Origin of the sequence: Streptomyces sp. NPDC090499, from assembly GCF_044769305.1 — a bacterium.
Classification (GTDB): Bacteria; Actinomycetota; Actinomycetes; order Streptomycetales; family Streptomycetaceae; genus Streptomyces.
The window spans coordinates 881,302-905,612 of the sequence record NZ_JBIVXP010000001.1; the positions used below are offsets into that span (position 1 = coordinate 881,302).

21 protein-coding genes and 1 tRNA gene are annotated in these 24,311 nt (G+C 72.3%); 11 read left to right on the plus strand and 11 right to left on the minus strand.

Annotation, left to right across the window (positions count from 1 at the left end):
- Nucleotides 1-181 precede the first annotated feature (181 nt).
- Nucleotides 182-844, minus strand: a complete 663-nt coding sequence (locus ACIQVL_RS04105) for an HAD-IA family hydrolase (protein WP_403430648.1) — start codon at nt 842-844, stop codon at nt 182-184.
- Between the two features lie 199 nt (nt 845-1,043).
- Nucleotides 1,044-1,625 carry a TMEM165/GDT1 family protein gene (locus tag ACIQVL_RS04110; protein ID WP_362598850.1) on the minus strand — a complete coding sequence of 194 codons (582 nt, stop codon included), beginning with the start codon at nt 1,623-1,625 and terminating at the stop codon, nt 1,044-1,046.
- Between the two features lie 420 nt (nt 1,626-2,045).
- On the opposite strand from ACIQVL_RS04110, the gene ACIQVL_RS04115 reads away from it, so the two are divergent.
- The 4 genes from ACIQVL_RS04115 (at nt 2,046) to ACIQVL_RS04130 (ending at nt 7,420) form a co-directional block, all read left to right on the plus strand.
- Entirely contained in the window at nt 2,046-2,690 is a 645-nt protein-coding gene (locus ACIQVL_RS04115) for an HNH endonuclease family protein (RefSeq protein WP_403430644.1), read from the plus strand.
- A gap of 163 nt (nt 2,691-2,853) precedes the next feature.
- Entirely contained in the window at nt 2,854-4,479 is a 1,626-nt protein-coding gene (locus tag ACIQVL_RS04120; protein WP_403474301.1) for an alkaline phosphatase D family protein, read from the plus strand.
- 202 nt (nt 4,480-4,681) lie between these two features.
- Complete coding sequence (locus ACIQVL_RS04125; protein ID WP_403474790.1) at nt 4,682-6,640, plus strand: FAD/NAD(P)-binding protein; 1,959 nt, start codon at nt 4,682-4,684, stop codon at nt 6,638-6,640.
- Between the two features lie 210 nt (nt 6,641-6,850).
- Nucleotides 6,851-7,420, plus strand: coding sequence for a DedA family protein (locus tag ACIQVL_RS04130; protein ID WP_403474302.1), 570 nt, complete (start codon nt 6,851-6,853; stop codon nt 7,418-7,420).
- A 57-nt stretch (nt 7,421-7,477) separates the two neighbouring features.
- On the opposite strand, the gene ACIQVL_RS04135 is transcribed toward ACIQVL_RS04130, so the two are convergent.
- Entirely contained in the window at nt 7,478-7,720 is a 243-nt protein-coding gene (locus ACIQVL_RS04135) for a DUF2277 domain-containing protein (protein WP_403430639.1), read from the minus strand.
- 91 nt (nt 7,721-7,811) lie between these two features.
- On the opposite strand from ACIQVL_RS04135, the gene ACIQVL_RS04140 reads away from it, so the two are divergent.
- Nucleotides 7,812-8,759 (plus strand): ketopantoate reductase family protein, encoded by a 948-nt coding sequence (locus tag ACIQVL_RS04140; protein ID WP_403474303.1) that lies wholly within the window; start codon nt 7,812-7,814, stop codon nt 8,757-8,759.
- On the opposite strand, the gene ACIQVL_RS04145 is transcribed toward ACIQVL_RS04140, so the two are convergent.
- The gene (locus tag ACIQVL_RS04145; protein ID WP_403430636.1) at nt 8,756-9,331 is read right to left on the minus strand and encodes a hypothetical protein; all 576 of its coding nucleotides are present in this window, start codon (nt 9,329-9,331) and stop codon (nt 8,756-8,758) included. The genes ACIQVL_RS04140 and ACIQVL_RS04145 overlap by 4 nt on opposite strands.
- 106 nt (nt 9,332-9,437) lie before the next feature.
- On the opposite strand from ACIQVL_RS04145, the gene ACIQVL_RS04150 reads away from it, so the two are divergent.
- Nucleotides 9,438-11,327: an SMI1/KNR4 family protein gene (locus tag ACIQVL_RS04150; protein ID WP_403474304.1), complete on the plus strand. Its 1,890-nt coding sequence runs from the start codon at nt 9,438-9,440 to the stop codon at nt 11,325-11,327.
- A 20-nt stretch (nt 11,328-11,347) separates the two neighbouring features.
- Here the strand turns inward: ACIQVL_RS04150 and ACIQVL_RS04155 are convergent, their stop codons facing one another.
- Nucleotides 11,348-11,995, minus strand: coding sequence for a methyltransferase family protein (locus tag ACIQVL_RS04155; protein WP_403474305.1), 648 nt, complete (start codon nt 11,993-11,995; stop codon nt 11,348-11,350).
- Between the two features lie 168 nt (nt 11,996-12,163).
- Here ACIQVL_RS04155 and ACIQVL_RS04160 point away from each other — a divergent pair, with 168 nt between their 5' ends.
- Together ACIQVL_RS04160 and ACIQVL_RS04165 are read left to right on the plus strand one after the other, a co-directional pair.
- Nucleotides 12,164-12,430 (plus strand): hypothetical protein, encoded by a 267-nt coding sequence (locus tag ACIQVL_RS04160; protein ID WP_403474306.1) that lies wholly within the window; start codon nt 12,164-12,166, stop codon nt 12,428-12,430.
- A 107-nt stretch (nt 12,431-12,537) separates the two neighbouring features.
- Complete coding sequence (locus ACIQVL_RS04165) at nt 12,538-12,867, plus strand: hypothetical protein (protein ID WP_403430629.1); 330 nt, start codon at nt 12,538-12,540, stop codon at nt 12,865-12,867.
- A 47-nt stretch (nt 12,868-12,914) separates the two neighbouring features.
- Here the strand turns inward: ACIQVL_RS04165 and ACIQVL_RS04170 are convergent.
- Nucleotides 12,915-12,986: transfer RNA gene (locus ACIQVL_RS04170), tRNA-Val, on the minus strand.
- A gap of 223 nt (nt 12,987-13,209) precedes the next feature.
- Here ACIQVL_RS04170 and ACIQVL_RS04175 point away from each other — a divergent pair.
- Both ACIQVL_RS04175 and ACIQVL_RS04180 read left to right on the plus strand, forming a co-directional pair.
- Complete coding sequence (locus tag ACIQVL_RS04175; RefSeq protein WP_403430627.1) at nt 13,210-14,601, plus strand: hypothetical protein; 1,392 nt, start codon at nt 13,210-13,212, stop codon at nt 14,599-14,601.
- 114 nt (nt 14,602-14,715) lie between these two features.
- Nucleotides 14,716-15,246, plus strand: coding sequence for a DUF4383 domain-containing protein (locus ACIQVL_RS04180; RefSeq protein WP_403430625.1), 531 nt, complete (start codon nt 14,716-14,718; stop codon nt 15,244-15,246).
- Here the strand turns inward: ACIQVL_RS04180 and ACIQVL_RS04185 are convergent.
- The 3 genes from ACIQVL_RS04185 to ACIQVL_RS04195 form a co-directional block, all read right to left on the minus strand.
- Nucleotides 15,234-16,406 carry an amidase domain-containing protein gene (locus tag ACIQVL_RS04185; RefSeq protein ID WP_403430623.1) on the minus strand — a complete coding sequence of 391 codons (1,173 nt, stop codon included), beginning with the start codon at nt 16,404-16,406 and terminating at the stop codon, nt 15,234-15,236. The two genes, ACIQVL_RS04180 and ACIQVL_RS04185, sit on opposite strands and share 13 nt — an antisense overlap.
- A gap of 143 nt (nt 16,407-16,549) precedes the next feature.
- On the minus strand, nt 16,550-17,848 hold the full coding sequence (locus tag ACIQVL_RS04190) for a hypothetical protein (RefSeq protein ID WP_403430621.1): 1,299 nt from the start codon (nt 17,846-17,848) through the stop codon (nt 16,550-16,552).
- Nucleotides 17,849-17,900: 52 nt separating this feature from the next.
- Nucleotides 17,901-20,006, minus strand: a complete 2,106-nt coding sequence (locus tag ACIQVL_RS04195; protein ID WP_403474791.1) for a transglycosylase domain-containing protein — start codon at nt 20,004-20,006, stop codon at nt 17,901-17,903.
- A 654-nt stretch (nt 20,007-20,660) separates the two neighbouring features.
- Between ACIQVL_RS04195 and ACIQVL_RS04200 the strand changes: the two genes are divergently transcribed.
- Entirely contained in the window at nt 20,661-20,885 is a 225-nt protein-coding gene (locus ACIQVL_RS04200) for a zinc ribbon domain-containing protein (RefSeq protein ID WP_403474307.1), read from the plus strand.
- On the opposite strand, the gene ACIQVL_RS04205 is transcribed toward ACIQVL_RS04200, so the two are convergent.
- Both ACIQVL_RS04205 and ACIQVL_RS04210 read right to left on the minus strand, forming a co-directional pair.
- The gene (locus ACIQVL_RS04205; protein WP_403430617.1) at nt 20,882-21,694 is read right to left on the minus strand and encodes an HAD family hydrolase; all 813 of its coding nucleotides are present in this window, start codon (nt 21,692-21,694) and stop codon (nt 20,882-20,884) included. The two genes, ACIQVL_RS04200 and ACIQVL_RS04205, sit on opposite strands and share 4 nt — an antisense overlap.
- The gene (locus ACIQVL_RS04210; RefSeq protein WP_403474308.1) at nt 21,694-24,282 is read right to left on the minus strand and encodes a phosphoribosyltransferase; all 2,589 of its coding nucleotides are present in this window, start codon (nt 24,280-24,282) and stop codon (nt 21,694-21,696) included. Before ACIQVL_RS04210 ends, ACIQVL_RS04205 begins: the two co-directional genes overlap by 1 nt.
- Nucleotides 24,283-24,311: the final 29 nt, after the last annotated feature.

Here is a 24,311-nt window from a genome sequence, read left to right on the forward strand (position 1 = left end):
CCGCAGGCAGTCGCATTCAGCCAGCCAGCTGCGGTGGTGGTGCGGCTGCGGGTGGGTGAGGGCTGATCGCGCAGTTCCCCGCGCCCCTTGCGGGGCGCTGCAGTCGCGTCAGCTACATGGGTGCGGGCAGGCGTGCCGCGGGGCGGCACGCCGAGCGCCGGTGAGCGTCCCCGCCCCCGCCTCAGCCTTCGCTGACGGTCACCCGGATCGATCCGTCCGCCGCCGACTCGACCCGCACCTGTGTGAGGTCCCGGACCACCACGTCCGGCCCGTGCAGCCCGGCGCGCGCGCCGACGCCGACGACCCGCATGCCGGCCGCGCGGCCCGCCGCGATCCCCGCGCCGGAGTCCTCGAAGACCACGCAGTCCGCCGGGGCGACGCCCAGCTCCGCCGCACCCTTCAGAAAGCCCTCGGGGTCCGGCTTGCTGGCGCCCACCGACTCCGCGGTCACCCGCACCGCGGGCAGTGGCAGCCCGGCGGCGGCCATCCGCACCGTGGACAGCGCCACGTCCGCCGAGGTCACCAGTGCGTGCGGGAGCCCCTGGAGCGAGGCGAGGAAGGCCGCGGCGCCCGGGACCTCCACCACGCCCGCCACGTCGGCCGTCTCCTCGGCCAGCATGCGCGCGTTGTCCGCGAGGTTCTGCTTCATCGGCCGGTCCGGCAGCAGCACGGCCATGGACGCGTGCCCCTGGCGCCCGTGCACCACCTTCATGACCTCGTCGCCGTCCAGCCCGTGCCGCTCGGACCAGCGTCGCCAGATGCGCTCGACGACGGCGTCGGAGTTGACGAGGGTGCCGTCCATGTCGAGCAGGAGGGCGCGGGCGGTGAGGACGGTGGCCGTCATCGGGCAGCTCCTATACACAGGCCGAAAGCGGGCCGTACGCAGGCCGGGGAGAACAAGGCGGCCCCGCCCGCCGGTCAGGGAAAACGGGCGGGAGCCACTTTGTTCCTCCACGGTACAAAACAGAGGGTCGTTCCCGCCACCACCTTCGCCGAGCGTTCACCCACTCTTCAATCCGGCCGGGGCCGCGGCGAGCCCCCGCTCAGCCCGCGATCGCCTCCCACAGGCTCCACACGCCCAGCGCCAGCATCAGCACCGCCGCGATCTGCGTGATCAGCCGCAGCGGCACCTTCTTCATGAGCGCCTTGCCGCCGACGATGCCGAGTCCGGCCACCGCCCACAGGCCGAGCACCGCGCCGAGGCCGACGGAGAGCGGGTCGTCGTAACGCGCCGCGAGGTTCGCCGTCATGATCTGCGTGAGGTCCCCGAACTCGGCGACCAGGATGAGCATGAACCCGGTGCCGGCGACCTTCCAGAAGGACTGGTCGGCCGGCTTGCGGATCTCCTCGTCCTCCTCGTCCTTCTTCAGCAGCAGCACGGCCGCACCGCCGAGGAAGAGCACACCGGTCAGCGCGTGCACGATCTGCTGCGGGAGCAGGGTCAGGACACTGCCGGCCGCGACGGCGAGCACGACATGCAGGAGGAAGGCCGCGGCGACACCGGCGAAGACGTACGACGCCCGGTAGCGCGTGCCCAGGACGAGACCGGCGAGCGCGGTCTTGTCGGGCAGTTCGGCGAGGAAGATGACGCCGAAGACGAGCGCCGTCACGGTGATGCTGATCAAGGGTCCTCAATCGGTCGGGGCCACCCCACCGAGAGCACCGCACTTCGCAGACGACCACCTCGGCACGGCAGCGCACAAGGTCACCCGTGCCGTACGGCACGGGCGTGCACTGCTTGCCGAAGGTCTCGCTGGCGGCCCCTGACCGAGATGGCCGAGGTCCGCCTCCGGGCGCCGGCTCAGACGGGCTGAGCAGTATGTCGACGGTCCGGCGAAGAGCTACTCCCCTTCAACGCCGTCAAGAGTACGTGACTCCGCCATCGATCCCAAGGGCGGAGCTCCCGCCTGTGAGTCACGTCGCACATCTTGTCGTGTCATGAACACGTCACTAGTTTCTTACCGAACGCTCACCCATCGGCAACACGGCCGCGCGAGCATTCCCTCGCTCGCGCTCCAACACCCCCACCCCACAAGGGAGTTCGCATGCCGAAGTTCTACGCGCGTCGACGACTCAGCATACTCGCGGCCTTCACCGGACTCATAGCCTCCGCCGCCCTGTTCAACTCCCCGAGCGCCTCCGCCGCCCTGCCCACCCCGGTCAGCGCGTCCACCGCCCGCACCTACCTCGCCTCCCTCACCGTGGCGACCGAGGTCAGGACCGGTTACGCGCGCGACCTGTTCCCGACCTGGGACACCATCAGCGGCACCTGCAACACCCGTGAGTGGATCCTCAAGCGCGACGGTACGAACGTCGTCACCAACTCCGCCTGCACCGCCACCAGCGGCAGCTGGTACTCCCCCTACGACGGCGCCACCTGGACCGCCGCCTCCGACGTCGACATCGACCACCTGGTGCCGCTCGCCGAGGCCTGGGACTCCGGTGCCCGCAACTGGACCACCGCGCAGCGCGAGGCCTTCGCCAACGACGTCACCCGCCCGCAGCTCCTCGCCGTCACGGACAACGTGAACCAGTCCAAGGGCGACCAGGACCCGGCCACCTGGATGCCGTCCCTCACCTCGTACCGCTGCACCTACGTCCGCGCCTGGGTCCAGGTGAAGTACTACTACAACCTCTCCGTGGACTCCGCCGAGAAGAGCGCGCTCACCAGCTACCTCTCCGCCTGCTGAACCGACCGCACGCCGCGGCCTCCGGCTTCCCCCACCTTTCCGGCCACGCTCCGCCCCCTTTCCGGCCCCCTTTCCCGCGTCGGGACCTCCCCGCCGACCTCCGTCGTTCCGTACCGTACGGGGCGACAGAGGCGAACCGACCGAGGAAGAGGGCGGGGCGATCGTGGCCGGACTGCGCCTGGGACCGCTGCTGAGGTACACGGACGGCTCGTCGGCGACCGTCTGGGTCGAGGCGAGCCGTCCGGGTACCGCCGAGGTGCGCTGCTCGGACGGCGCCGGCGGCACCGCACGCACCTTCCAGGTGGCAGGCCACCACTACGCCCTCGTCCCGGTCACCGGACTGACCCCGGGCACCGCACCGTCGTACGACGTCCTCCTGGACGGCACGCACGTGTGGCCGCTCCCCGGCTCCCCCTTCCCGCCACCGGTGATCCGCGCCCCGGCCGCGGGCGAACCCCTGCACGTCGTCTTCGGCTCCTGCCGCTGGGCCGCGCCGCCCGCCGACGGCCACGACCCGGTCGGCCCCGACGCCCTCGACAGCCTCGCCGCACGCATCGCCGCCGGCGGCGAACGGCCCGACGTGCTCCTGCTGTTGGGCGACCAGGTCTACGCCGACGAGACCTCGGCGGCCACCCGGCAGTGGCTGGCCGCCCGCCGCGGCCTCGCGGACCCGCCCGGCGCCGAGGTCGCGGACTACGAGGAGTACACCCGCCTCTACTACGAGTCCTGGCTCGACCCGGAGGTGCGCTGGCTGCTCTCCGCCGTGCCCAGTTGCATGATCTTCGACGACCACGACGTCATCGACGACTGGAACACCTCCGCGGCCTGGCTGGCCGACGTGCGCGCCACGCCCTGGTGGCAGGAGCGGCTGCTGAGCGGGCTGATGTCGTACTGGGTCCACCAGCACCTGGGCAACCTCTCCCCGGCCGAGCTGGCCGCCGACCCGCTGTACGCCGCCGTGTGCGACGCGCCCGACGGCACGGACGAGTTGCGCGCCTTCGCCGCCGGGGCCGACGCCGATCCGGCCTCCGTACGGTGGAGTTACCGGCGGGACTTCGGGCGGGTGCGGCTGCTGATGGTGGACACCCGGGCGGCGCGGGTGCTGGCCGAGCAGAGCCGCGCCATGCTCGACCCCGGCGAGGCCGACTGGCTGCGCGAACAGGCCCTGGACGGCCGGGAGTCGTACGACCACCTCCTGGTCGGCACCTCGCTGCCCTGGCTGCTGCCGCACCTGATACATGACCTGGAGACCTGGGACGCGGCCCTGTGCCGGGGCGAACGGGGCGCCCGCTGGGCCCGGTTCGGGGAACGGCTGCGCCGCGCGGCCGACCTGGAGCACTGGGCGGCCTTCCCCGCGTCCTTCGCCGAACTGGCGGACCTGTTCGCCCGGACCGGCTCCGGGCCCGGGGCGCCCGCCTCCGTCTGCGTGCTCTCCGGGGACGTCCACCACGCCTACGTCGCCGAGCCCGCGTGGCCCGCCGGGAGCGCGCCCGGCTCCCGGGTGCTGCAACTCACCTGCTCCCCCGTCCACAACTCCGTGCCGCCGACGATCCGGGCGGGCTTCCGGTTCGGCTGGAGCGCCCTGGCCCGGTTCCTCGGACGGCGGCTGACCCGGCACGGGCGGTGCGCGCGGCCGCCGGTGACCTGGCGCAAGAGGGGCGGGCCGTGGTTCGGCAACCAGCTCATGACGCTGACGCTGCACGGCCGTTCGGCCCGGCTGCGGCTGGAACGGGCCCGGCCGGACGGGACCCTGCAGACCGTGACGGAGTCCGTCCTCACCACCCGGTGAGCACAGCTGGGTGACAACTGTGTTGCGTGGGGCTCACGTTGGCATCTGTCAACCGCGACGGCATGATGAGGCGGACCGTCCGCCTCCTGTTCCCGTGCGGGCGGCGTCACTGCCCTGCGCCCCCACTCGCCCGGGAGTCACGTCCTTGTCCTCCGCCCCCCAGGAGTCCCCCCAGGAGTCCCGAGAGCCCGTCCGGGAGCCCGTGCCGGTCACCGTCGCCCTGGTCGGCGCCGGTCCGCGCGGTACCAGCGTCCTGGAACGCCTCTGCGCCTCCGCCACCGAACTGCTGCCCCCGGGACGGCGTCTCACGGTCCACGTGATCGACCCCGCCCCACCGGGCCCCGGCCGGGTCTGGCGTACGACGCAGCCGGCGGAACTGCTGATGAACACCGTGGCGAGCCAGGTCACCCTGTTCACCGACGCCAGCGTGGACTGCGCGGGCCCGGTCCGGCCCGGCCCCAGCCTGCACGCGTGGGCCGCCGCCACCGACGGCGGCGCGCTGGGCCCCGACGACTACCCGACCCGCGCCCACTACGGCCGCTACCTGGAGTGGGTGTTCGCGGGGACGGTCTCCCGGGCACCGGCGGCCGTCCGCGTCGAGACCCACCGCGCCCGTGCCGTACGGCTCGACGACGACCCCGACGGCCGCCATCAGACGCTCACCCTCCACGACGGCCGCACCCTGCCCGGCCTGGCGGCGGTCGTGCTGGCCCAGGGCCACCTCCCGGCGACGGCGTCCGCAGCGGAACGCCGGCTCTCCGCCCACGCCGCCCGGCACGGCCTCCGGCACATCCCGCCCGCCAACCCGGCCGACGTCGACCTCACCCCGCTCGCACCCGGCGAACCGGTGCTGCTGCGCGGCCTCGGACTCAACTTCTTCGACCACCTGGCCCTGCTGACCACCGGCCGCGGCGGCCGTTTCACCCGCACCCCCGACGGCACCCTGCGCTACACCCCCTCCGGCCGCGAACCCCGCCTGTACGCGGGCTCCCGGCGCGGTGTCCCGTACCAGGCACGCGGCGACAACGCGAAGGGCCCGTACGGCCGCCACACCCCGCTCCTGCTCACCCCCGAGGTGATCGCGGGCTTCCGCGACCGCGCGGACCGCGGCGCCGCGCCCGACTTCCGCGCGGAGATCTGGCCGCTGGTCGCGAAGGAGGTGGAGACGGTCTACTACTCCGCCCTGACCGGCGACCCCCGGTTCACCGCGCGCTTCCTCGCGGCCGACGGCCGGCGCGCGGAGACGGCCGTACTCGACGCCCACGGCGTGCCGGAGCCGGACCGCTGGTCCTGGGAGCGCCTCCAGCACCCGTACGGGGACCGGAAGTTCGCCGATCCCGCACAGTGGCGGGCCTGGCTCCTGGGCTATCTGCGCGAGGACGCGGCCCAGGCCGTCCTCGGCAACGTGCGCGGCCCGCTGAAGGCCGCTCTGGACGTACTGCGCGACCTGCGCAACGAGATACGGCTGGTCGTCGACCACGGCGGCCTGACCGGCGCCTCCCGGCGGGCCCACCTGGACGGCTGGTACACCCCGCTCAACGCGTTCCTGTCCATCGGCCCGCCCCGCCGCCGTATCGAGGAGCTGGCCGCGCTGCTGACGGCGGGCGTGGTGGAGGTGCTCGGCCCGCGGGTGGAGGTGCACCACGCGGACGGCACGGAGGGCGGGGGCGGTAGGGGCGGCGGGGGCGCCGCCTGGGTGGCCCGCTCCCCCGCGGTCCCCGGCTCGGAGGTCCGGGTGACCACCGTCGTCGAGGCCCGCCTCCCGGAGCCCGACCTGCGCCGCACCGCAGACGAACTGCTGGCCGGCCTGCTCCGCGAGGGTGCGTGCCGCCCGCACGCGGTGGACGGCCACGAGACCGGCGGCGTCGACGTCACCCCACGCCCGTACCGCCTCGTCGACCGTCACGGCCGCCCGCACGCACGGCGGTTCGCCTTCGGGGTGCCCACCGAGGGGGTGCACTGGGTGACCGCGGCGGGAGCCAGGCCGGGCGTGGACTCGGTGACCCTGTCGGACGCGGACGTGATAGCACGGGCGGTGCTGCGGACGGCGGCCGCAGAGGGCGACCCGCGGACGGAGACGACGGCAGAGGGTGAACCGCGGCCGGAGACGGACCGGGAGCAGCCGACGGCGGCCGAACGGCACACGCCGGTCGCCGTATGACACCGCGGAACGCCGTAGGGCGGCGCGTGGCATACGCATGACCCTTCTCCGGCAACCCTTTGCCGAACATACAAGCCCCCCGTGACACTCCTGTCACACCCCCGGCGTACGCTGTATGGCTGTCGTCGGGGGGTGCAACAGAACAATCGCGGGGGAACCGTCGTGTGGGAAAGCATGGGGTCGCTGGAGGCCGGACCATGGATATACGCCATGGTCGCCCTCTCCGTCCTGCTCGACGTGTTCCTCCCGGTCCTGCCGAGCGGAGTGCTGGTCATCACCGCGGCCACGGCAGCGGCGGCGGGCACCGGTGCGTCCGCCGGGCGGGTCCCGCCGCACGCCCTCCCCGACATCCTGGCGCTCACCCTCTGCGCGGCCACCGCGTCGGTCCTCGGCGACCTGTTCGCCTACCGGCTCGCCCGGCGCGGCGGAGCCCGCCTGGACCGGGCGATCGCCCGCTCCCGGCGGCTGAGCAGCGCGCAGGAACGTCTCGGCGAGGCCCTGTCCCGGGGCGGCGGCGCGCTGGTCGTCCTGGCCCGTTTCGCCCCGGCCGGCCGCTCGATCGTCTCCCTCGGCGCCGGCGCCACCCAGCGCAGCATCCGCGACTTCCTACCCTGGTCCGCCCTGGCAGGCCTGACCTGGGCGGTCTACAGCGTCGCCCTCGGCTGGCTGGGCGCCCAGTGGCTGGGCGCGACCTGGATGGCCACGGCGGTGTCGGTGGCAGCCCTGTTCGGCGCGGGCGCAGGCGCGGGCTACCTGATGCGAAGACGCCGCCCGGCGTAGGACGTACCCCCTGAGCCGATCCGGCCGCAGGAGTCGTGCCTCCCCCAGTGCCCCGCCTCAGCCCCCGCCCAGGGACCCCGGCGCAGCCGTCTGCCCCCGCACCTCCAGTCCCCCCAGCAACGCGGCAGTCGCCTCCGCCACCGCGTCCACCGCCCGCTCGAACACCTCCCGATTGTGCGCGGCCGGCGCCCGGAACCCGGACACCTTCCGCACGTACTGCAACGCGGCAGCACGGATCTCCTCCTCGGTGGCCTCCTCGGCCAGCTGAGGCGGACGCAGGGTCTTGATACTCCGGCACATGTCGCCAGTCTCCCGCAGACCCCCTCCTTCCTGCGAGGATCTTCCAGAGGCGGCCACCGCTCCCGGGGCCGACCGACGAAAGGACAACGCCATGCCGAACAGCCCGGACAGCCCGGTCACCCCCGACGCTCCCGACGCCCCCGGCCCCCGCCTCACGGTCGCCGTCCTCGGCCCCGGCGGCGTCGGCGGCCTGCTCGCCGCCCTGCTCTCCCGCTCCGGCCACCGCGTCGTCTGCCTCGCCGGCGAGGAGACGGCACACACACTGCGCACCACCGGAATCCAGGTCCGCAGCGCCCTGTTCGGCGACTTCACGGCTCCCGTCGACGCCGGCACGGCTCTTCGCGAACCCGTCGACGTCTGCCTGGTCACCGTCAAGGCCACCGCCCTGGACGCGGCCCTCACCCGGATCCCGCCCGCGGCCCTCGGCGACGCCCTCCTCGTCCCGTTCCTGAACGGCGTGGAGCACCCCGCGCTGCTGCGCGCCCGCTACGCCCCCGACCGCGTGGCCCCCTCCGTGATCCGCGTCGAGTCGACCCGCACCGCCCCGGGCGTGATCGAACACACCAGTCCCTTCGCGGAGATCGACCTGACCGGCGCCAAGGTCCCCCGCCCCCGGCTGGAGGCCCTGGCCGAAGCGCTCACCGCCGCGGGTCCGGCCACCCGCGTCCTGGACGACGAGACCGCCGTCCTCTGGGCGAAGATGGCCTTCCTCGCCCCGTTCGCCCTCCTCACCACCCGCTACGCCCTCCCCCTCGGCGAGGCCCGCACCCGGCACCGCGAGGAACTGGCGTCCCTGGTGGCGGAGACGGCGGCCGTCAGCCGCGCCTGCGGCGCCCCCGCCGACCCGGCCCAGGCCCTGGCCCGGTACGACGCCTTCCCGCCCGCCGCCAAGTCCTCGATGCAGCGCGACGCGGAGGCCGGCCGCCCGCTCGAACTCGACGCGATCGGGGGCGCCTTGCTGCGCGCGGCCGACCGGCACGGCGTACCCGTGCCGGTGACGGCCCGGATCGTCAGGGAGTTGCGCGAGGCCGGCCGCTAACGGCTGTTCCGCCCGGGGGTGCGGGCGGCGGCGACGAAGGCGGCCATCTTCTCGCGGCTCTTGACCCCCGGCGCGGTCTCGACGCTGCTGGAGACGTCCACGCCGTAGGGCCCGAACTCCTCGATGACACCGGCCACGTTGTGCTCGTCGAGGCCCCCGGCGATCACCACCTTCCCCGGCACCTCACCGACCCAGCCGGGGATGTCCTCGAACACGCCGCTGCCCGCGCTGGCGTCGTAGAAGAAGTACCGCAGCGCCTCCGGCTTCTCGGGCGGGGTGCCGGAGGCGAGGGCGAGGTTGGGGATGTCGGCCGGCTCGTAGATCTGGATCACGTCGAAGTGCCCGGCGACGGCGGCCGTCTCGGCGAGGGTCAGGGCCACGGCGAAGACGGGGATCCGTCCCCGGGCGTACGCGGCCAGCGCCACGGCCCGCTCGGGCGGGCAGTACCGCCTGCTCTTCGGCGTCACGACTATCCCGACGGCGTCGTACCCCAGCTCCACGGCCCAGTCGATCTGCTGCTCCTCGGTGAGCCCGCACACCTTCACGAACGCCGGCTGCCGCTGCCCGCTCATCCTGTCCTCGCTCCGTTCTCCCGCCCGGCGGGAACACGATCCTGTCCCCCAGCTTCTCAGCCCGCGGGCCGGGCCGTTGTCAGTGGCGGCTGCCAGGATCACCGGCATGACGGACACGAGCGAGGACTGGCGGTCCCTCCTGGTGCGGTGGAGCCGGGAGTGGGCGGACGCACAGCACGGAGACGCGACGGAGCGGGACGAGGAGCCCCTGCGGACGGGCTGGCTGGGGTTCTCGCCCGCGCCGGAGGAGCGGATACGCGAGCTGGAGGAGCGGCTCGGGCACCGGCTGCCGCCGTCGTACCGGACCTTCCTCGCGGTGAGCGACGGCTGGCGGCACGCGGGCGGTTTCGTCTGGGCGCTCGCCGGCACCGGCCAGGCCCGGTGGCACGAGGACGCGGCGGGCCTGTCCGAGTACTTCCCCGGGGAACTGGACGACAACTCCACGCCCGAGGACGAACTCCTCGCCGGCATGTGGGGACGGGCACTGCAGCTGGACGTCGAGTCGGACGCCCTCTACGTCCTCCTGGACCCGGGGGACGTGGACGAAGCGGGTGAGTGGGCCGTGTACACGTGGGCACCGTGGCACGCGGACGTACCGAGACGGTACGGGTCGTTCCGCACGTTCATGGACGCGATGTACCGCGAGTTCCACCAGCTGCGGGCGGGCGACTCGGAGCAGGGCGGGCCGGTGTTCGACAACACGACGACCCGGGCCCTGGACGCCTCCGTGGCGGCCGCACGGCTGGACGCGCTGGGCGGCAGGTACGAGCGGGCGGCGGCGGCCCTGGCGGAGGCGGTCGCCTTCGGCAGGCCACGCGCGCGGGGACTGCACGACCAGATCCGCCGGCTGCTCGGGGAGACGTACCTGGTGTCCTTCCGCGGTCTGACCGCCGACCCGGTGTACGCCGCGGAGATCGTGCCCGTGCTGGTGGCCGAGCACGTCCGCATGCGCCCAGACAGCGCTCTGGCGGCCCACAACCTGCCGGGCGCCTCCGACGCGGTGCGCGCGGCGGCGGACGAGGTCCTGCGGCAGATACGCGAGGGCACCTACCGCTACACCGCCGAAGGCCCCTTCGGCCGGGCCGTCGAGGAGGCCCGGGAGCTGGCCCGCTGGGGCGACACGGACGCGGCCTGGCACACTCTGCGCGCCGCCCTGCCCGGCTGGCGGCCGCTCAGCGCCGAGCACCTCGCCCCGGTGGGCCTGTGCGCAGACCCGCTCCTCGGCCCCCTGATCACACCGGACCGCGGCCGGGAACTCCTCGCCACACCCCGTGCCGGTCAGCCCGGCGACACCCCGCCGCCCACCGCCGACCTGGACCCCGCGGGCCTGGCCTGGCTGGCCGAGGAGACCCCCGGCACCTCGCGAGCCTGGTACCGCTTCGTCCTCGTGGAGGGTGTGGCACCGGCCGACCTGCCGTCCCGCATCGCCGCCGCCGGCGAACCCACCGCCCTCTACGCCCCGACGCCGCCGCGCAATGCCCTTCGCTTCCGTGCCGGCGATCACGTCCCGCCGTGGGCGGACACGGCCCTGGCCGCCGTCGGCCGGGCGGGCTCCGGCTGGAGCTTCGCGTTCGAGGCACGGTCGTACGGGAACTTCGACGAACGGCGCTTCGTCTCCCCGGGCCTGGCAGCCTCCCGAGGCACCCGCACGGTCACGGTGTGGAGCTGTCCACCGCGCGACCAGCGCCCGGGCGTCTTCCACCTCTCCGTCGCGGAGAACGGCGAGGAGCGGTACGCCGTCACCGCTCGCGACACCACCACCGAGCACCGGGGCCCGGTGCCGGAGTCCCTCCGCTTCCCGCCGGACGGTCCCGACGAGCACGGGGAGCACGAGCGCCGCGTCCTGGCGGCCCTCGCCACCGAGTTCGGCGTCCGCCTCCCCCGGTTCGCCCTCACCCGAGGCCGCCTGCACTCCCTTCGCACCCGCCCCTGGAACCGCGCCCCCGGCCCGGGTGAGTCGTACGTGACCGTCCGCCTGGTGCCGCACCAGCCGTAGCGGATGCTCCCCGGCCCCTCCTACCCCGGGCTGCTGCTCGCGTCCCCGTGGCGCGGGCGGACCGGTGCGGGCCGGGTCCACGGTATGAGTGCCGGGACGCGGGCGCGGTAGGCCTCGTAGGCGGCCCCGAACCGGCCGGCCATGAGCGCGTCCTCGGTCCGCACCCGGCTCAGCAGCCATGGCACGGTGACCGCCAGGACGGCTGTCCAGACGCCGAAGCCGCAGGCCAGCATGGCACCGGCGACCAGTGCGAGCAGGCCGGTGTATATGGGGTGGCGGACCAGTCGGTAGGGCCCGTCGGTGCGCAGTTCGTGGTGCTCCCGGACCGTCGGGACGCTCGCCCACATGGTGCCCAGGACCCAGCGGGCCCACAGCAGCAGGGCGGTGCCGGTGACGGCGAGCAGGGCGCCCAGGAGAGCGAGTTCGGGCTGCCAGTACTGCAGGCGGTGCCAGAACCCGGCGGTGTGCCCGAGCAGCCAGGAGAACAGCCAGGCGCCGGCGACCAGCAGCACCCTGCGGGGCAGCGTGCGGCGCAGCCCGCGCACCCAACCGCGCACGCCGGCCTGGCCCTTCATGCCGAAGTAGACGGCACCCGCGATCCAGGCCACGACGAAGACCAGGACGCAGACACCGGTGAGAGCGACAAGTCCCGAGTGCAGTGATCCCATGCCTCAAGGCTCCTCCGGCAGCCCGTCGGTCACCACCACCCAGGGGTCGATGGAGAGGGCCTCCACCCACCGGCCGGGTCCCGGTCCGGTATCGGTATGGGGGCGGGCCCGGCGGAGCCCGCGGCTCCGGGAGACGCTGCCGCGGTGGGCGGCGGAGTCAGACGGTACGTGAAGTGGGCCGGGGACATGGTCGCGGCCGTGGCCATGGTGGTGTTCGAGGCGGTCGCGCTGCTCGCAGCCGTGGGCGTTCTGTCGCTCGGCACACGCGGGGCGGCGTGGGTCGCACCGGCGTGCCTGGGCGGCCTCATCCTGTGCGCGGGGATCATCGCGGCGGCGGCGTGGAGCGCCCGGATGTGGGTCACGGCGGCCGTGCAGACGCTGGTCACCGGAGCTTGCCTGCTGGCGGTGACCAACCTCCCGGCCGGTCCGTTTTAGGTGGCGAGTCTGTTCGTGGACGACGCGGTCCGCCGCACCGTGCGTCGAACACATGAACCCCACGAACAGACTCGCCACCTAAAATCGAACAGGCGTACCATTGCCGGGTGGCTGCGACCTATGACTTTCCGAGTGACCTCCTCGCCGGTCAGGAGGAGCTGCATCAGGTCCGGGCCGAGTTGTCGGCCCTGCTGAAGCGGCTCCCCTGGTCGGTCGAGCCGCTGGACGGATTCAGTGACGACGGCGGCTGGCGCAAGGTGGAGCGCCCCGCCTCCCCGGGCTGGACCGAGGACGAACAGGCCGAGGTGGAGAAGCTGCGCCGCCGCGAGCACGAACTCGCGGTGTTCGTCAGCGGCCACCGCTTCTGGGCGGAGGTCACGGCACCGGACCGCATGGACGCCCGGAGCCGGCTCAAGCACGCGCACAAGGAGGGCTGAGAACACCGGAGGACCCCGGCCGCATCGGCCGGGGTCCTCCGTTCACGTGGGCGCGGACGGTTTCGAACCGCCGACATCCTGCTTGTAAGGCAGGCGCTCTACCCCTGAGCTACGCACCCGAGACGAGTCGACAGCCTACATGGCCAGGGGCGCTGTCCCGCAAACCGTTATCGGGGCCGACCGGCCGCACCCGGCCGCACCGTCACCGGCCGCACGTCCGCACCGTCCCCGACCGATCGCCCCAACCGCGAACTGACCGGCCCGTGTGTTCGTCTTTCACGAGTGGGAGAATTGGAGCGACCGCCAGGACAGAGGGCGCAGCGTGGCACGGGAGAGGGAGAAGTGACGGGGACATCGGCGACTTCGGCGGTATCCGAGCAGTCGTACCCGCCTCCCGTACGGGCCCGGCGCACGCCGTTCCGGGATGTCCTGGGGCTCGTGAGCCTGCCGGTGCTGGCGCTGCTGGTGGTGCCGGGGGCGTTCGCCGGGGGCGGGACGCGGCGGTGGTTCGGCGGGCGGGCGGAGAGTCAGCGGGCGGAGGCGCAGGCGGCCAAGGACGCCGCGGCGACCGCGTTCTACGAACTGGACACCGCCCAGCGGGATCTGCGGATCTCGATAGAGACCATCGCCGCCGTCGACGACTCGCCTGCCGCGCGTCGTGCCGTCTCGGACTTCGAGGCGCTGGGCCGCCGGATCGACGAGGTGAGCAACCGGTACATCCAGGCCATCGACGCCCATGACCTGGACCGGGACGACCTGGAGGCCGCCACGGCGGCGCGGGCGCGCGGGGAGATCTCCGGGGCCAAGGACGAGCTGGTGCGGGTCAAGGGGGAGCTGGACCGGTTCGGGGAGTCGCTCGGGCCGTTGCTCGGCAAGGCGGAGACGCAGCTGGCGCGGCTGGCGCCCGCCGTGGAGCGGGCCCGGCAGGCGCTGCTGGCGGCCAGCAACGCGCTGGACGCGGTGCGGAACACCCCGATCCGGGCCGATGAGCTGGCGGCCCGGCTGGCCGCGCTGTCGCCCGAGCTGACCAGGCTGAACCAGGGCGCGGGGCAGCACGGCGTGCAGGCGACGCTGGAGCGGGCCGGGCGGGTGCAGCGGGAGGCCGAGGCGATCCGGGTCGAGGCCGAGCGGCTGCCGGAGCAGGCCGCGGAGATCGATCACCGGCTGGTGAGCCTGCGGACCCGGGCGCAGGCGCTGACCACCAGGGCCGGGCAGGTGGACCCGGTCCTCAGCGAGCTGCGACGGCGGTTCTCGGCGGCCTGCTGGCAGGATCTGCAGCAGGTGCCGCAGCAGGCGGGGGAGAACGTGCGGCAGGCCGAGGCGAAGCTGCGGGAGGCGCAGGCGGCGCGGGACGCCCAGCGGTGGGCGGACGCCACGTCGCTGCTGTCGACCGTGCGGGCGCTGCTCAACGCGACCGACGAGGCGGTTTCCGCCGCCGGTGACCGGCTGAGCCGGCTCAACGCGGTGCAGAAGGATCCGCAGGCGGAGATCGAGCGGACGCGGTTCGCGATCCGGGACGCGCAGCGGCTGGCGATGGCCGGGCGGTCCAGCCCGGATCCGCGGCACGCGCGGCCGCTGGACGACGCGGTGGCACGGCTGGACCGGGCGGTGGGGACACTGGAGGGGCGGCATCCCGACTACTGGCACTTCCTGACGGAGACGGAGGCGGTGCGGCGGTCGGTGGCGCGGACGGTGGCGCAGATCCGGGAGGACCGGGGCACCGGGCACCCGTGAGCCGTTTGCCGTCCGGTCGACGCGGGCGGATATTGGGAGGCGACCCGCAATCCAGATGGGGAGGCGGAGATGGCCTCACACACGGCGCCGTCAGGACACCGAGCGCATTCGGGGATGTCGCGGCCGCAGATCGTTTTCGACGAGGCGCTGCCCGTCGATCACCGCCTGAACCAGGTCTACCGGATCGGGGCGGGACTGATGGGCCTGTTCCTGGTGGCCTTCGGGATCCTCGGGCTGACCAACAACATCGGTTTCTTCGACACGGGCGGGAACACCGCGATCGGCCTGAACACCAACGGCGCGCTGAGTGTGCTGTCGATCTGTGTCGGGCTGCTGCTGTTCGTCGGGATGGTGATCGGCGGGAACTTCGCGTCCACGCTGAACATGGTCCTCGGGGTGCTGTTCATCCTGAACGGCTTCCTGTTCCTGGGCCTGCTGGACACGGAATCGGACTTCCTGGCCTTCAAGATCCAGAACGTGCTGTTCAGTTTCGTGGTGGGTCTCGTGCTGATGGTGTTCGGGATGTACGGCAGGGTCAGCACGAACCTGCCGCACGACAACCCGTACTGGCGGGCCCGCCACCCCGAGGCGGAGCAGCGGGCCCTCACGGCTGCCGGTGGGGCTGCCGGTGATCAGGTGCGGTAGGCGTAGTAGTACGCGTTCGGGTACGACGCGACGAGGCTCGCCAGCGACCTGCGGTAGGTGTTGTTGGAGTGGTAGGTCACGTACGGGATGCCGTTGGCCACGTACGTGACGATCATCGTGTGGTCCTTCGAGCCGTCCCGGTCGAAGTCCATCTGGATGACGTCGCCGACCTGCGCCTGGAAGACGTTGGCGAGCGGGGTGGTGCGCTTGGAGTTCTGGGCGAACCAGGACCACTCGTTGACGCCGACGAACGAGTCCGACTGGATGTCGGCGGTGCCGAACCACTTCGTGTAGTCGTACACGTAGCCCGGGACGTGCTTCCAGCCGCCGGCCTTGAGGGACTGGCTGACGAAGTTGGTGCAGTCGCCGCCGGCCGTCTCGTTGTTGTAGTCCGGGTAGTCCGGGTTGTAGTTGTACACGTACTTCTCGGCGTACGTGGCCATCGCCTTGTAGTCGTACGTGCCGCCGGTGAGGGCCTTCGGCACGGGCGTGGGGTTGCGCGTGGTGGCCGCGCGGGGGGCGTCCGGCGTGGTGTTGCCGTCGTCGCCGGTGGCGGGCGCCTTGACCGAGGGCTTGGACAGCGTGTTGACGGCGAGGCCGCCGTCGTCGGTGTCCTGGATGTTCGTCAGCTGCCAGGTGCCCTGCCGGTCCGCCTTGAAGGTCAGCTCGTGGTGGGCCTGGAAGCCGGTGGTCTTCGGCGTGCCGGAGGCGGCCTTCGCGTAGGTCAGCGTCGTCGTCTCGGTGACGTCGGCCTTGGCGGTACGGCCGGTCACGCGGGTCGCGTCGAGCGTGACCTGGGTGCTGCCGGCGCTGTACGTCTCGCCGGCCTTGGCGATGCTGCTCTGGCGGCCGCGCAGCTGGGTCAGTGCCGCGCTCTCGTCGCGCGACTGGGTGCCGGAGAGCCGGACGTCACCGGAGAAGCGGGACGTCTGCTTCTTCTGCGAGGCACCCCGCACGAGGGCCTGGGTGCGGTCGGTGAAGACCGCGTCGGCCAGCTTCTGGAAGGTCGCCTTGGTCGCGGCGTTCACGGTCGGATCGTCGACGACGGCCGCGCCCGCGCTCCAGTTGGACGCGAAGGCGACACCGGCGACGACCGAGGCAGCCGTCGCCGTGACTATGGCCGCGCGGCTGCGCTTACGGCTCAGTTTTCTGGATTTCAAGGATGTTCCCCTCTACGCCGGTACTCCTACCGGGCGACGGCATCTTCGCACGGCGTGTGTGACTCCTGTGAAGGGGGTTGCAGGATTGGAATCCGCTTGCCGCCGTGCCGAATTGAACCGCCTGCCGGCGGCTGGTACGACGCTCACTTCACGATGTCGGACCAGTCGGACGGCGCCTGGGCGGGGTCCAGGGTGCGCAGCCGGGCCAGGGTGGCCGGGTCCTGGGCGTCCATCCAGTCGGAAAGCTCCTTGAAGGAGACGCACTTGACGCCCTTCTTGGTGCATATCTTCGGGATGACCTGGTCGATGGCCTTCATGTAGATGCCGCCGTTCCAGTCCTCGAAGTGGTTGCCGATGAACAGCGGGGCGCGGCTGCCGTAGTAGACCCGGTTGAAGCCGTCCATGTAGGACTCGACGGTCTGCTGCTCCCATTCGGCGTACTTGGCGGGGTCGCCGTCGGTCTCGCCGTTGGACTGGTTGTAGAGGAAGTTGAAGTCCATGGAGAGGCCCTGGTAGTCACCGCCGGGGTAGGGGAGCATCTCCAGCGGGAAGTTCCAGAGGCCGTCCTTCTTGGAGGGCCAGATCTGGAAGTCGCCGGGGGAGCTGGCGTCGTACTTCCAGTTGTAGCCGTACTTCTGCAGGGCCTTCAGCAGGTTGGGCTGGCCCTCCAGGCAGGGGGCGCGGCCGCCGACGACCTCCTGCTTGAAGTCGAAGGGCAGGGCGGGGATGTCCTTGAAGCCGGTGTTGGTCTTCCAGTTCTCGACGAACTTGTAGAACTGGTCGATCTCGCTCTTCCACTGCTCGACACTCCAGTAGCCGCCGCCCTTCTTCTCGCAGAAGTGGCCGTTGAAGTGGGTGCCGATCTCGTTGCCGTCGTTGTAGGCCTCGCGGAGCTGTTCCAGGGTGGTGCGGATGTGCTCGTCGGTGGCGTAGTCGATGGCGGCGTCGCCGGGCTGGTGCATCGGGCCGGTGTAGAGGGTCTTCTTGCTCTTGGGCAGCAGGTAGATGCCGGTGAGGAAGAAGGTCATGTGGGCGTTGTACTCCTTGGCCATCTCCCGGTAGTGCGAGAAGAGATGGTCGGAGCCCTCCAGCGCGCCGTCCCAGGAGAAGACGACGAACTGGGGCGGCTTCTCCCCCGGCTTGAGCTTTACGGGCTTCAGCTGGTCCTGCTGCGGCCCGGTGTACGAGGTCGAGCCGTCGCCGAGGATGTGGGTCTTGCCGTCCCACTTCGGCGAGGCGGACGCCGACGGGGAGGCCTTCGTGGTTCCGGCGGCGGTGGGCGCGGTGTCGTCCTGTCTGGTGAGCACCAGGTAGCCCGCGACGAGGGAGGCCACGACCAGGAAGGCGGCCAGGGTCATGACCTCCGGGCGGGCTGGACGGCGGTCACGGGCGGGCGCCTTGCGGCGGTGGCCGCCGGTTGTCGGCTTCGTGCGGGGCTTCATGCTCGGCTCATTCTGCGGGTGGATGGCGTGGGGAGCTTCGTGGCCTCGGGGGTCAGTCGAGGCCCATGGCCTGTGCCCAGACCGTGTACGGGACGTTGTCGGCGCCGGTTCCGGCGATGCCCTTGAGCGGCAGCGGCTCCAGGGACTTGTTCAGGTCGATGCGGTATACGACGACCGACGTCGTCACGTTCGAGAGCGTGCCGGTGTACCAGGCGGCGGTGTCCTTGCCGCCGGCGTGGGTGCTGCCGGCCTTTCCGGCCGCCGCGTGGGTGAGGGCGGGGGTCGGGTGGGCCAGGCGGAACGATTCGGTGAGCGCCTGTTCGACGTCCTCGGCCACGTCGTCGCGGACCGCGCGGGTCGGCCGGGGGGTGTCCAGGACGACCCGGTGGCCGTTACGGGTGATCTTGGAGACCGAGTACGGCTCGGTGTGGTCGCCGCCGGCCGCGAACGTGGCGTAGCCGCTCGCCATCCGGATCGCGCTGGGTGTGGAGCTGCCGACGGACAGCGCGGGCACCTGGGGGCCCATGCTCTCGGAGAGCAGCCCGGAGGCCACCGCGGTGGCGCGGACCTTGTCGAGGCCGGTGTCCATGCCGAGTTGCATGAACGGTGTGTTCACCGACCGGGCGAGGGCGTCGGCGAGGCTGATCTGCCCGTAGGACGTGTCGTCGTCGTTCCTGGCGTAGACCTTCTTGCCGCTGCGGTCCCAGTACGGTCCGTCGGGTGTGGTGACCGGGACCTTGTCGTCGCCGTCGTAGAGCGTCCCGGGCAGGACGTCGGTGGTGGCCTGGCCGCGTTCCTTCTGGACGCCGTTCTGCAGTCCGGCCGCGTAGACGAAGGGCAGGAAGGCCGAGCCGGCCGGGACGGTGGTGGCGTTGGACTCGTTGTAGCCCTGGGTCCGGTGGTCGGGTCCGCCGTACACGGCGACGATCCGCCCGTCGGTGGCGACCGAGGAGGCTCCGTAGTGGGCGGCCGCGGCGTTCTGGGGGTCGCTCGCCTTGGCGTCCTTGCGGGCCTTGGTCACGGCCTTGGTGAGGGTGTCCTCCTTCTTCCGGTCGAAGGTGGTGTAGATCTGGTACCCGCCGAGGTCGAACTGTTTGTCCGAGATGTGGGCGGCCTTCTTGGCGTACTGCTGGGCCAGTTCCACCAGGTAGTCGCTCTGATTACCGGTGTCGTACACCTTGTTGGTCGCGATCGGTTCCGGGAACTTCGTGTACTTGGCGCGCTCGGCCGGCGACAGCTTGCCGATCTTGACCATCCGGTCCAGGATCCAGGACCAGCGCTCCACCGCCCGCTTGTGGTTGGCCTTGCCGAGCGTCGGGTCGTAGAGCCCGGCGCCCTTGAGCAGCGAGGCGAGCACGGCGGCCTGACTGACGTTCAGCTGGCTGACGTCCTTGCCGTAGTAGGCCTGGGAGGCGCGCTGGATGCCGTAGGTGCCCCGGCCGAACCAGCTGGTGTTGAGGTAGCCCTCCAGGATCTGGTCCTTGCTCATCTTGTTGTCGAGCTTGAGGGAGATCATCGCCTCGGTGAACTTCCGGCTGACGGTCTGGTTCTGCGTCAGGTAGACGTTCTTCACGTACTGCTGGGTGATGGTGGAACCGCCCTCGGTGTCCCCCTCGCCGACCGTGCGGTAGAGGGCCCGGGCGATGCCCTTCATCGAGATGCCGGGGTCGGTGTAGAAGCTCTCGTTCTCCGCCGCGAGCACCGCCCAGCGCACGTCCACGGGTATGTCCTTGAGCGGCATGTCCTGCCGCTGCACCCAGCCGGTCCGGGCCATCGGCGTCCCGTCGGACCAGAAGTACACGTTGTCCTGCTGAGTGGCGTACGAGTTGAGATTGGAGGGTATGTCCGTGGCGGCATAGGCCACCACGAGGAACAGCCCGGTCAGCCCGACACCCCCCAGCCAGGCCCCCAGCCACTGCCGCCAGGACGGCATCCAGCGCCGCCAGCCGGTCCGGCCGGGCCGCGGGTACAGCGGCCGCATCTTCCGCGCGTACGGCGCCAGTGGCGCGAGCCGGGGCCCCACGAGAGCCCCGATCCTGCCCCAGACACCGACGACGCGCTCCCGCCCGGAGGGCCGCGCGCTGCGCCGCCGCTCGGCGCGGCTCACTCGTGGCGCCGACGGCTCCTGCTGCCGCTGCTCCGGCACGCGTATCTGCATCGTCTCGTCGTTCCGCAGAGCGCGCACCTTCGCGCGCAGCGCGTCCACCTTCAGATGCAGAGTCGCGTCATGCACCGGCGGGCCCGGCTTCTTCCGCTGCGCCCCCTCGGGGGATGCCGGGCCGTCGCCCTCGTCGCGGCGCGCACCCTTGTCCGCTCCCGCCTGCGCGGCTTCGGCGTCCCCGGCCCGCAGGGCGTGCAGCTCGTTCCACAGAGCCTCCGCCTTCTGCCGTGCGACCTCCTGCGCACGCTGAGCGTCGTCGCCCTTCTGCCACAGAGCATGCTCCGCGCGCAGGCCGTCGACCTTCAGATGCAGCGTCGCATCCGGCCCGAACGGCTTTCGATCCCGGGATCCGGCCTGGTCATGGCCGTCCTCGGGGTCGCCCGTCCGCTCCGTTGCGTCCGTCACGACTGCGTCTCCCCTCGCACTCGGTCTTGCGCGCGCAGGTAGACACGACGGGTGGCAGAGCCGCGGCGGGCGCGGCGCTACGAGCCCCCCTCTTCCCCCGGTCTTTTGGCTCCTCGCGGCCAGCTCAAATTATCAGCGATCTTTTCAATATCTCCGCACAAGTATCGGACAGAAAGGAACACTCATGAAATTCTGAGGTGCAGTGATGCCCGTCACTCCCGCATCGCTGCCGCTAGCCTGTCCCTCATGCCCCGCTACGAGTACCGCTGCCGCACCTGCGGCGACACATTCGAACTGTCCCGCCCCATGGCCGAGTCATCGGCACCGGCAGCATGCCCGGAAGGACATCAGGACACGGTAAAGCTCCTGTCGACCGTGGCGGTGGGGGGAACGGCCGGCGCGTCCGCCGCCCGCTCCGCCGCCCCCACCGGCTCCGGCGGGGGCTGTTGCGGCGGCGGTTGCTGCGGCTAACTCCCCTTGCGGGCCGTCGCCAGGAATTCCCGCAGGATCCGCTCACCGGCGAGCACTCCCCGCTCCGGCAGCGCGGTGATGGCCGGCCCGGTCCACCCGGCGTCGGCCAACTCCCCGTGCCCCGGCCGCCAGCCGCGGTCCGCGGCCAGCAGCAGGTCGGCGTCGAGCAGGGAGTCACCGGCGGCCAGGGTCAGCTCCGCCCCGGTCCGGCGCGCGACCTCCCGCATGGCCGCGCTCTTCGTCAGCGGCTTCGGCACGGCGTAGATCTTCCGCCCCTGCAACGACACCGTCCAGCCGCGGTTCTCCGCCCACACCGCGAGGCTCTTCACCCACTCCTCGGGCAGCAGCTCCCGCTCCACGACCAGGTAGGCGAACAGGTCCTCGGCGACCCGGTGCTTGCGCAGCCACACCGGGTCGGCGTGCTCCATCAGATACGCCCGCACCTCGTCGAGCGGCGCGCACTCGTCGGCCAGCCGCGCCAGCACCCGCGCGTGCCAGTCCTCGTCGGACACCCCGTCGACCAGCAGGTGCCCGCCGTTGGCACAGATGGCGTACCGCGGCGCGGGCCCCGGCAGGTTGATCCGCTCGTACTGCTTGCGGGTCCGCGTCGTGGTCGGCACGAAGACGGCCGCGTCCCCCAGTTCGGTCAGCAGCCGCCCGGCCGTCTCCGTCAGGTACGACAGCGGCCTGCTCTCGTGCACCTCGACGCAGAGCAGCCGGGGCGCCCGCGCGTCCGGCATGGTCAGCGCCAGGGCACCGGCCGAGTAGATGAGCGTACGGTCGAGGTCGCTCGCGACGAGCACCGCCATCAGAGGTTCACCGCCCGGCCGTCGGCGCCGGTCGCCCCGCGCGTGTACTTCGGGTGGATCAACCCGACACAGGTGTACGGCAGTTCGCCGACCTCCTCCACCGGTACCCCTCTCTGTTCCGCGAGCAGCCGCACGTGGTCGAGGTCCGCGCCCGCCCCGGCCCGCGCCAGGATCTTCCAGGGCACCCGGCGCAGCAGCACCCGGGTGGTCTCGCCGACGCCCGGCTTGACCAGGTTCACGTCGTGGATGCCGTACTCCTCGCTGATCCGCTCGACGGCCGCCCAGCCCTCCCAGGTCGGCGTGCGGTCGGTGACGGCCAGCTCCTTCACGGCCGCGTCCACGGACTCGGCCACCTCGGCGAACCGGGCCGCGACGGCGTCCAGGAAGGCCACCGACACGTCGGCGCCGGCCAGTTCGCGGTAGAACTTCGCGCCGTGGAAGTCGTCGGGACCCACCAGGTCGGATCGCAGCACGGTCCGCGAGATCAGCCCGGAGACGGTCGAGTTGAGGCACGCGGAGGGGATCAGGAAGTCCTCCCGGGTGCCGTACGTCCGCACGCACGACCCCGGGTCGGCGAGCACCGCGATCTCCGGATCGAACCCGGAGACGCCCGCCCGCGCCTCGAACTCCGCGACCGCGTCGGCGAGTTCCCGGGTGATCGCGCCCTTGCCCGTCCAGCCGTCCACGAACACGACGTCCCGCGGGTCGTGGTGCGCGGCCAGCCAGCGCAGCGCGTTGGCGTCGATACCGCGGCCGCGCACGATCGACACCGCGTAGTGCGGCAGGTCGAGGCCGTACCGGAACTGCGCCCAGCGGCGCATCAGCACGCCCACCGGGGTACCGGCCCGCGCCAGCGACACGAGCACCGGGCGGGGCGACCTCTCGGCCATCACGGTCTCGGTGACCACCCCGACCGCCTGCGCGATGCGCGCCGCCGAGGTCTCCAGTGCGGCGTGGAACAGCGCCTGGTACTGCTCGCTCGGCTGGTACTCCACCGGCAGCGACTCCGCGTAGTGGGCGCCGCCGCTCTGGATCGCCTCCTCGCGCTCCTCGGTCGGCGCCTCCAGCGTGACGTCCGAGAGGTCCTGGAGCAGCCAGCCGACGTCCTCCGCCGGGTACGAGGAGAAGGCGGGGCCGCGGAGGGGCTCGGGCAGCATGGCGGGGCTCTCTTCGGGTAGCGCGGGGACGTACGACGGTACAGCCGCGAGCAGGACGTGCGGGGCATGCGCGCCGAGCAGGGCCAGGAGGCCGCCGGGGGCGTGCAGTTCGGGGGTGTCGCCGGCCGAGTCGACGAACAGGACGACGGCGTCGAAGCCGGCGCCTGCGACGTTGTACGCGTAGCGCTCGCCGGGGCCGTCGGCGGGGTTGTCGTGGGCCGGGAAGACGAGGCGGCTGCGGATGGCGTAGCCGGGGTCGTCGACGGCCAGGACGGGCGAGCGGGTGGTGGTGGAGTACCGCACCTCGGCGGCGACCAGGGCCTCCAGCTCGCGGGCGATCCTGAGGGGGGCGTACATCAGCTCTTCGAAGCCGAGCGTGAGCACGCGGCGGGCGTCGGGGGGCAGGGCTTCGGCGACCCGCGCCGCCATCAGGGGGAGGGCCGATTCGAGGCGTATGCGGTGGGCCGGGGTGAATCCGTGCCGCCCGCCGTCGGGGAGGCCGGGCGGCCAGTGCAGGTCGACGCGGGTGGGGTGGGGGGTGGTGCGGTTGTCGGTCGGCTGCGGGCCGCCGGGGGCTGAGCGCGCAGTTCCCCGCGCCCCTACGTGGGGGGACTTGAAGCCGACTTCAAGGGCAGCGCCGGTAAGGGGCGCGGGGAACTGCGCGGCCGGCCCCGACGGCGCCGCGGACGGCTGATCACCTGTCGCGGCACCCCCTTCGTACCGCGCCACCAGCTCCTGCCCCTTTTCCAGGACGCCCTCGGGCAGCTTCACCGTGCCCGAAGCCGCCGCCAGCAGGTCCACCCTGGCGCCGATCTCCTCGGCGAACGACGTCAGCCGCCCCGCGTCGGCCTGCGACCGCATATCGACCAACGCCACCACGACGTAACGTTTCCGCGGATAACGGGCGTGCAGGTCCCGGATCGTGTTCAGGACCGTGTTGCCGGTGGAGAACTCGTCGTCGACCAGGACCAGGGGCCCGTCGGCGGCGAGCAGGGCGGGGTCCTCCGGGAGCAGCAGATGCGAGGTCGCGTGGGAGTGGGCCTCTTCGAAGCCCCCCGCGGGCGCGACCCCGGCCACCGGGCGGCGCGTGGAGTGCAGGTAGGGGGCGAGGCCGATGCCGTCGGCCACCGCATGCCCGAGGCCGGTCGCCGTCTCGGCGTAGCCGACGACCACCGCCCGCGCCGCCTCCGTCTCGCCGAGCAGGTCACGCACCCGTCGGCCGAGGGCGAAGCCATGCCCGTACACCACGGTCGGCGACTGCGGTACGTGCTTGCCGAGCACGTTGGAGACCAGCAGGTGGGCCCGTCTGGGGTTGCGGCGCAGGGCGAGGCCGAGGAGGGCCGTCAGGCCGTCGTCGCCGACGAGTTCGACACCGAGCCGCTCGGCGACCCAGCTGCCGGACCAGACCCCGTTGTTCGCTGCGATGTTCATGGGTTCCCTGTGTCGTCCCGTAGCGTCCG

Excerpts from the sequence above, each read along its gene's own strand:
- ACIQVL_RS04105 (WP_403430648.1), bottom strand. The coding sequence starts at position 844 with ATGACGGCCACCGTCCTCACCGCCCGCGCCCTCCTGCTCGACATGGAC.
- ACIQVL_RS04115 (WP_403430644.1), top strand. The coding sequence starts at position 2,046 with ATGCCGAAGTTCTACGCGCGTCGACGACTCAGCATACTCGCGGCCTTC.
- ACIQVL_RS04130 (WP_403474302.1), top strand. The coding sequence starts at position 6,851 with ATGGTCGCCCTCTCCGTCCTGCTCGACGTGTTCCTCCCGGTCCTGCCG.
- ACIQVL_RS04135 (WP_403430639.1), bottom strand. The coding sequence starts at position 7,720 with ATGTGCCGGAGTATCAAGACCCTGCGTCCGCCTCAGCTGGCCGAGGAG.
- ACIQVL_RS04140 (WP_403474303.1), top strand. The coding sequence starts at position 7,812 with ATGCCGAACAGCCCGGACAGCCCGGTCACCCCCGACGCTCCCGACGCC.
- ACIQVL_RS04145 (WP_403430636.1), bottom strand. The coding sequence starts at position 9,331 with ATGAGCGGGCAGCGGCAGCCGGCGTTCGTGAAGGTGTGCGGGCTCACC.
- ACIQVL_RS04150 (WP_403474304.1), top strand. The coding sequence starts at position 9,438 with ATGACGGACACGAGCGAGGACTGGCGGTCCCTCCTGGTGCGGTGGAGC.
- ACIQVL_RS04155 (WP_403474305.1), bottom strand. The coding sequence starts at position 11,995 with ATGGGATCACTGCACTCGGGACTTGTCGCTCTCACCGGTGTCTGCGTC.
- ACIQVL_RS04180 (WP_403430625.1), top strand. The coding sequence starts at position 14,716 with ATGTCGCGGCCGCAGATCGTTTTCGACGAGGCGCTGCCCGTCGATCAC.
- ACIQVL_RS04190 (WP_403430621.1), bottom strand. The coding sequence starts at position 17,848 with ATGAAGCCCCGCACGAAGCCGACAACCGGCGGCCACCGCCGCAAGGCG.
- ACIQVL_RS04195 (WP_403474791.1), bottom strand. The coding sequence starts at position 20,006 with ATGCAGATACGCGTGCCGGAGCAGCGGCAGCAGGAGCCGTCGGCGCCA.
- ACIQVL_RS04200 (WP_403474307.1), top strand. The coding sequence starts at position 20,661 with ATGCCCCGCTACGAGTACCGCTGCCGCACCTGCGGCGACACATTCGAA.
- ACIQVL_RS04205 (WP_403430617.1), bottom strand. The coding sequence starts at position 21,694 with ATGGCGGTGCTCGTCGCGAGCGACCTCGACCGTACGCTCATCTACTCG.
- ACIQVL_RS04210 (WP_403474308.1), bottom strand. The coding sequence starts at position 24,282 with ATGAACATCGCAGCGAACAACGGGGTCTGGTCCGGCAGCTGGGTCGCC.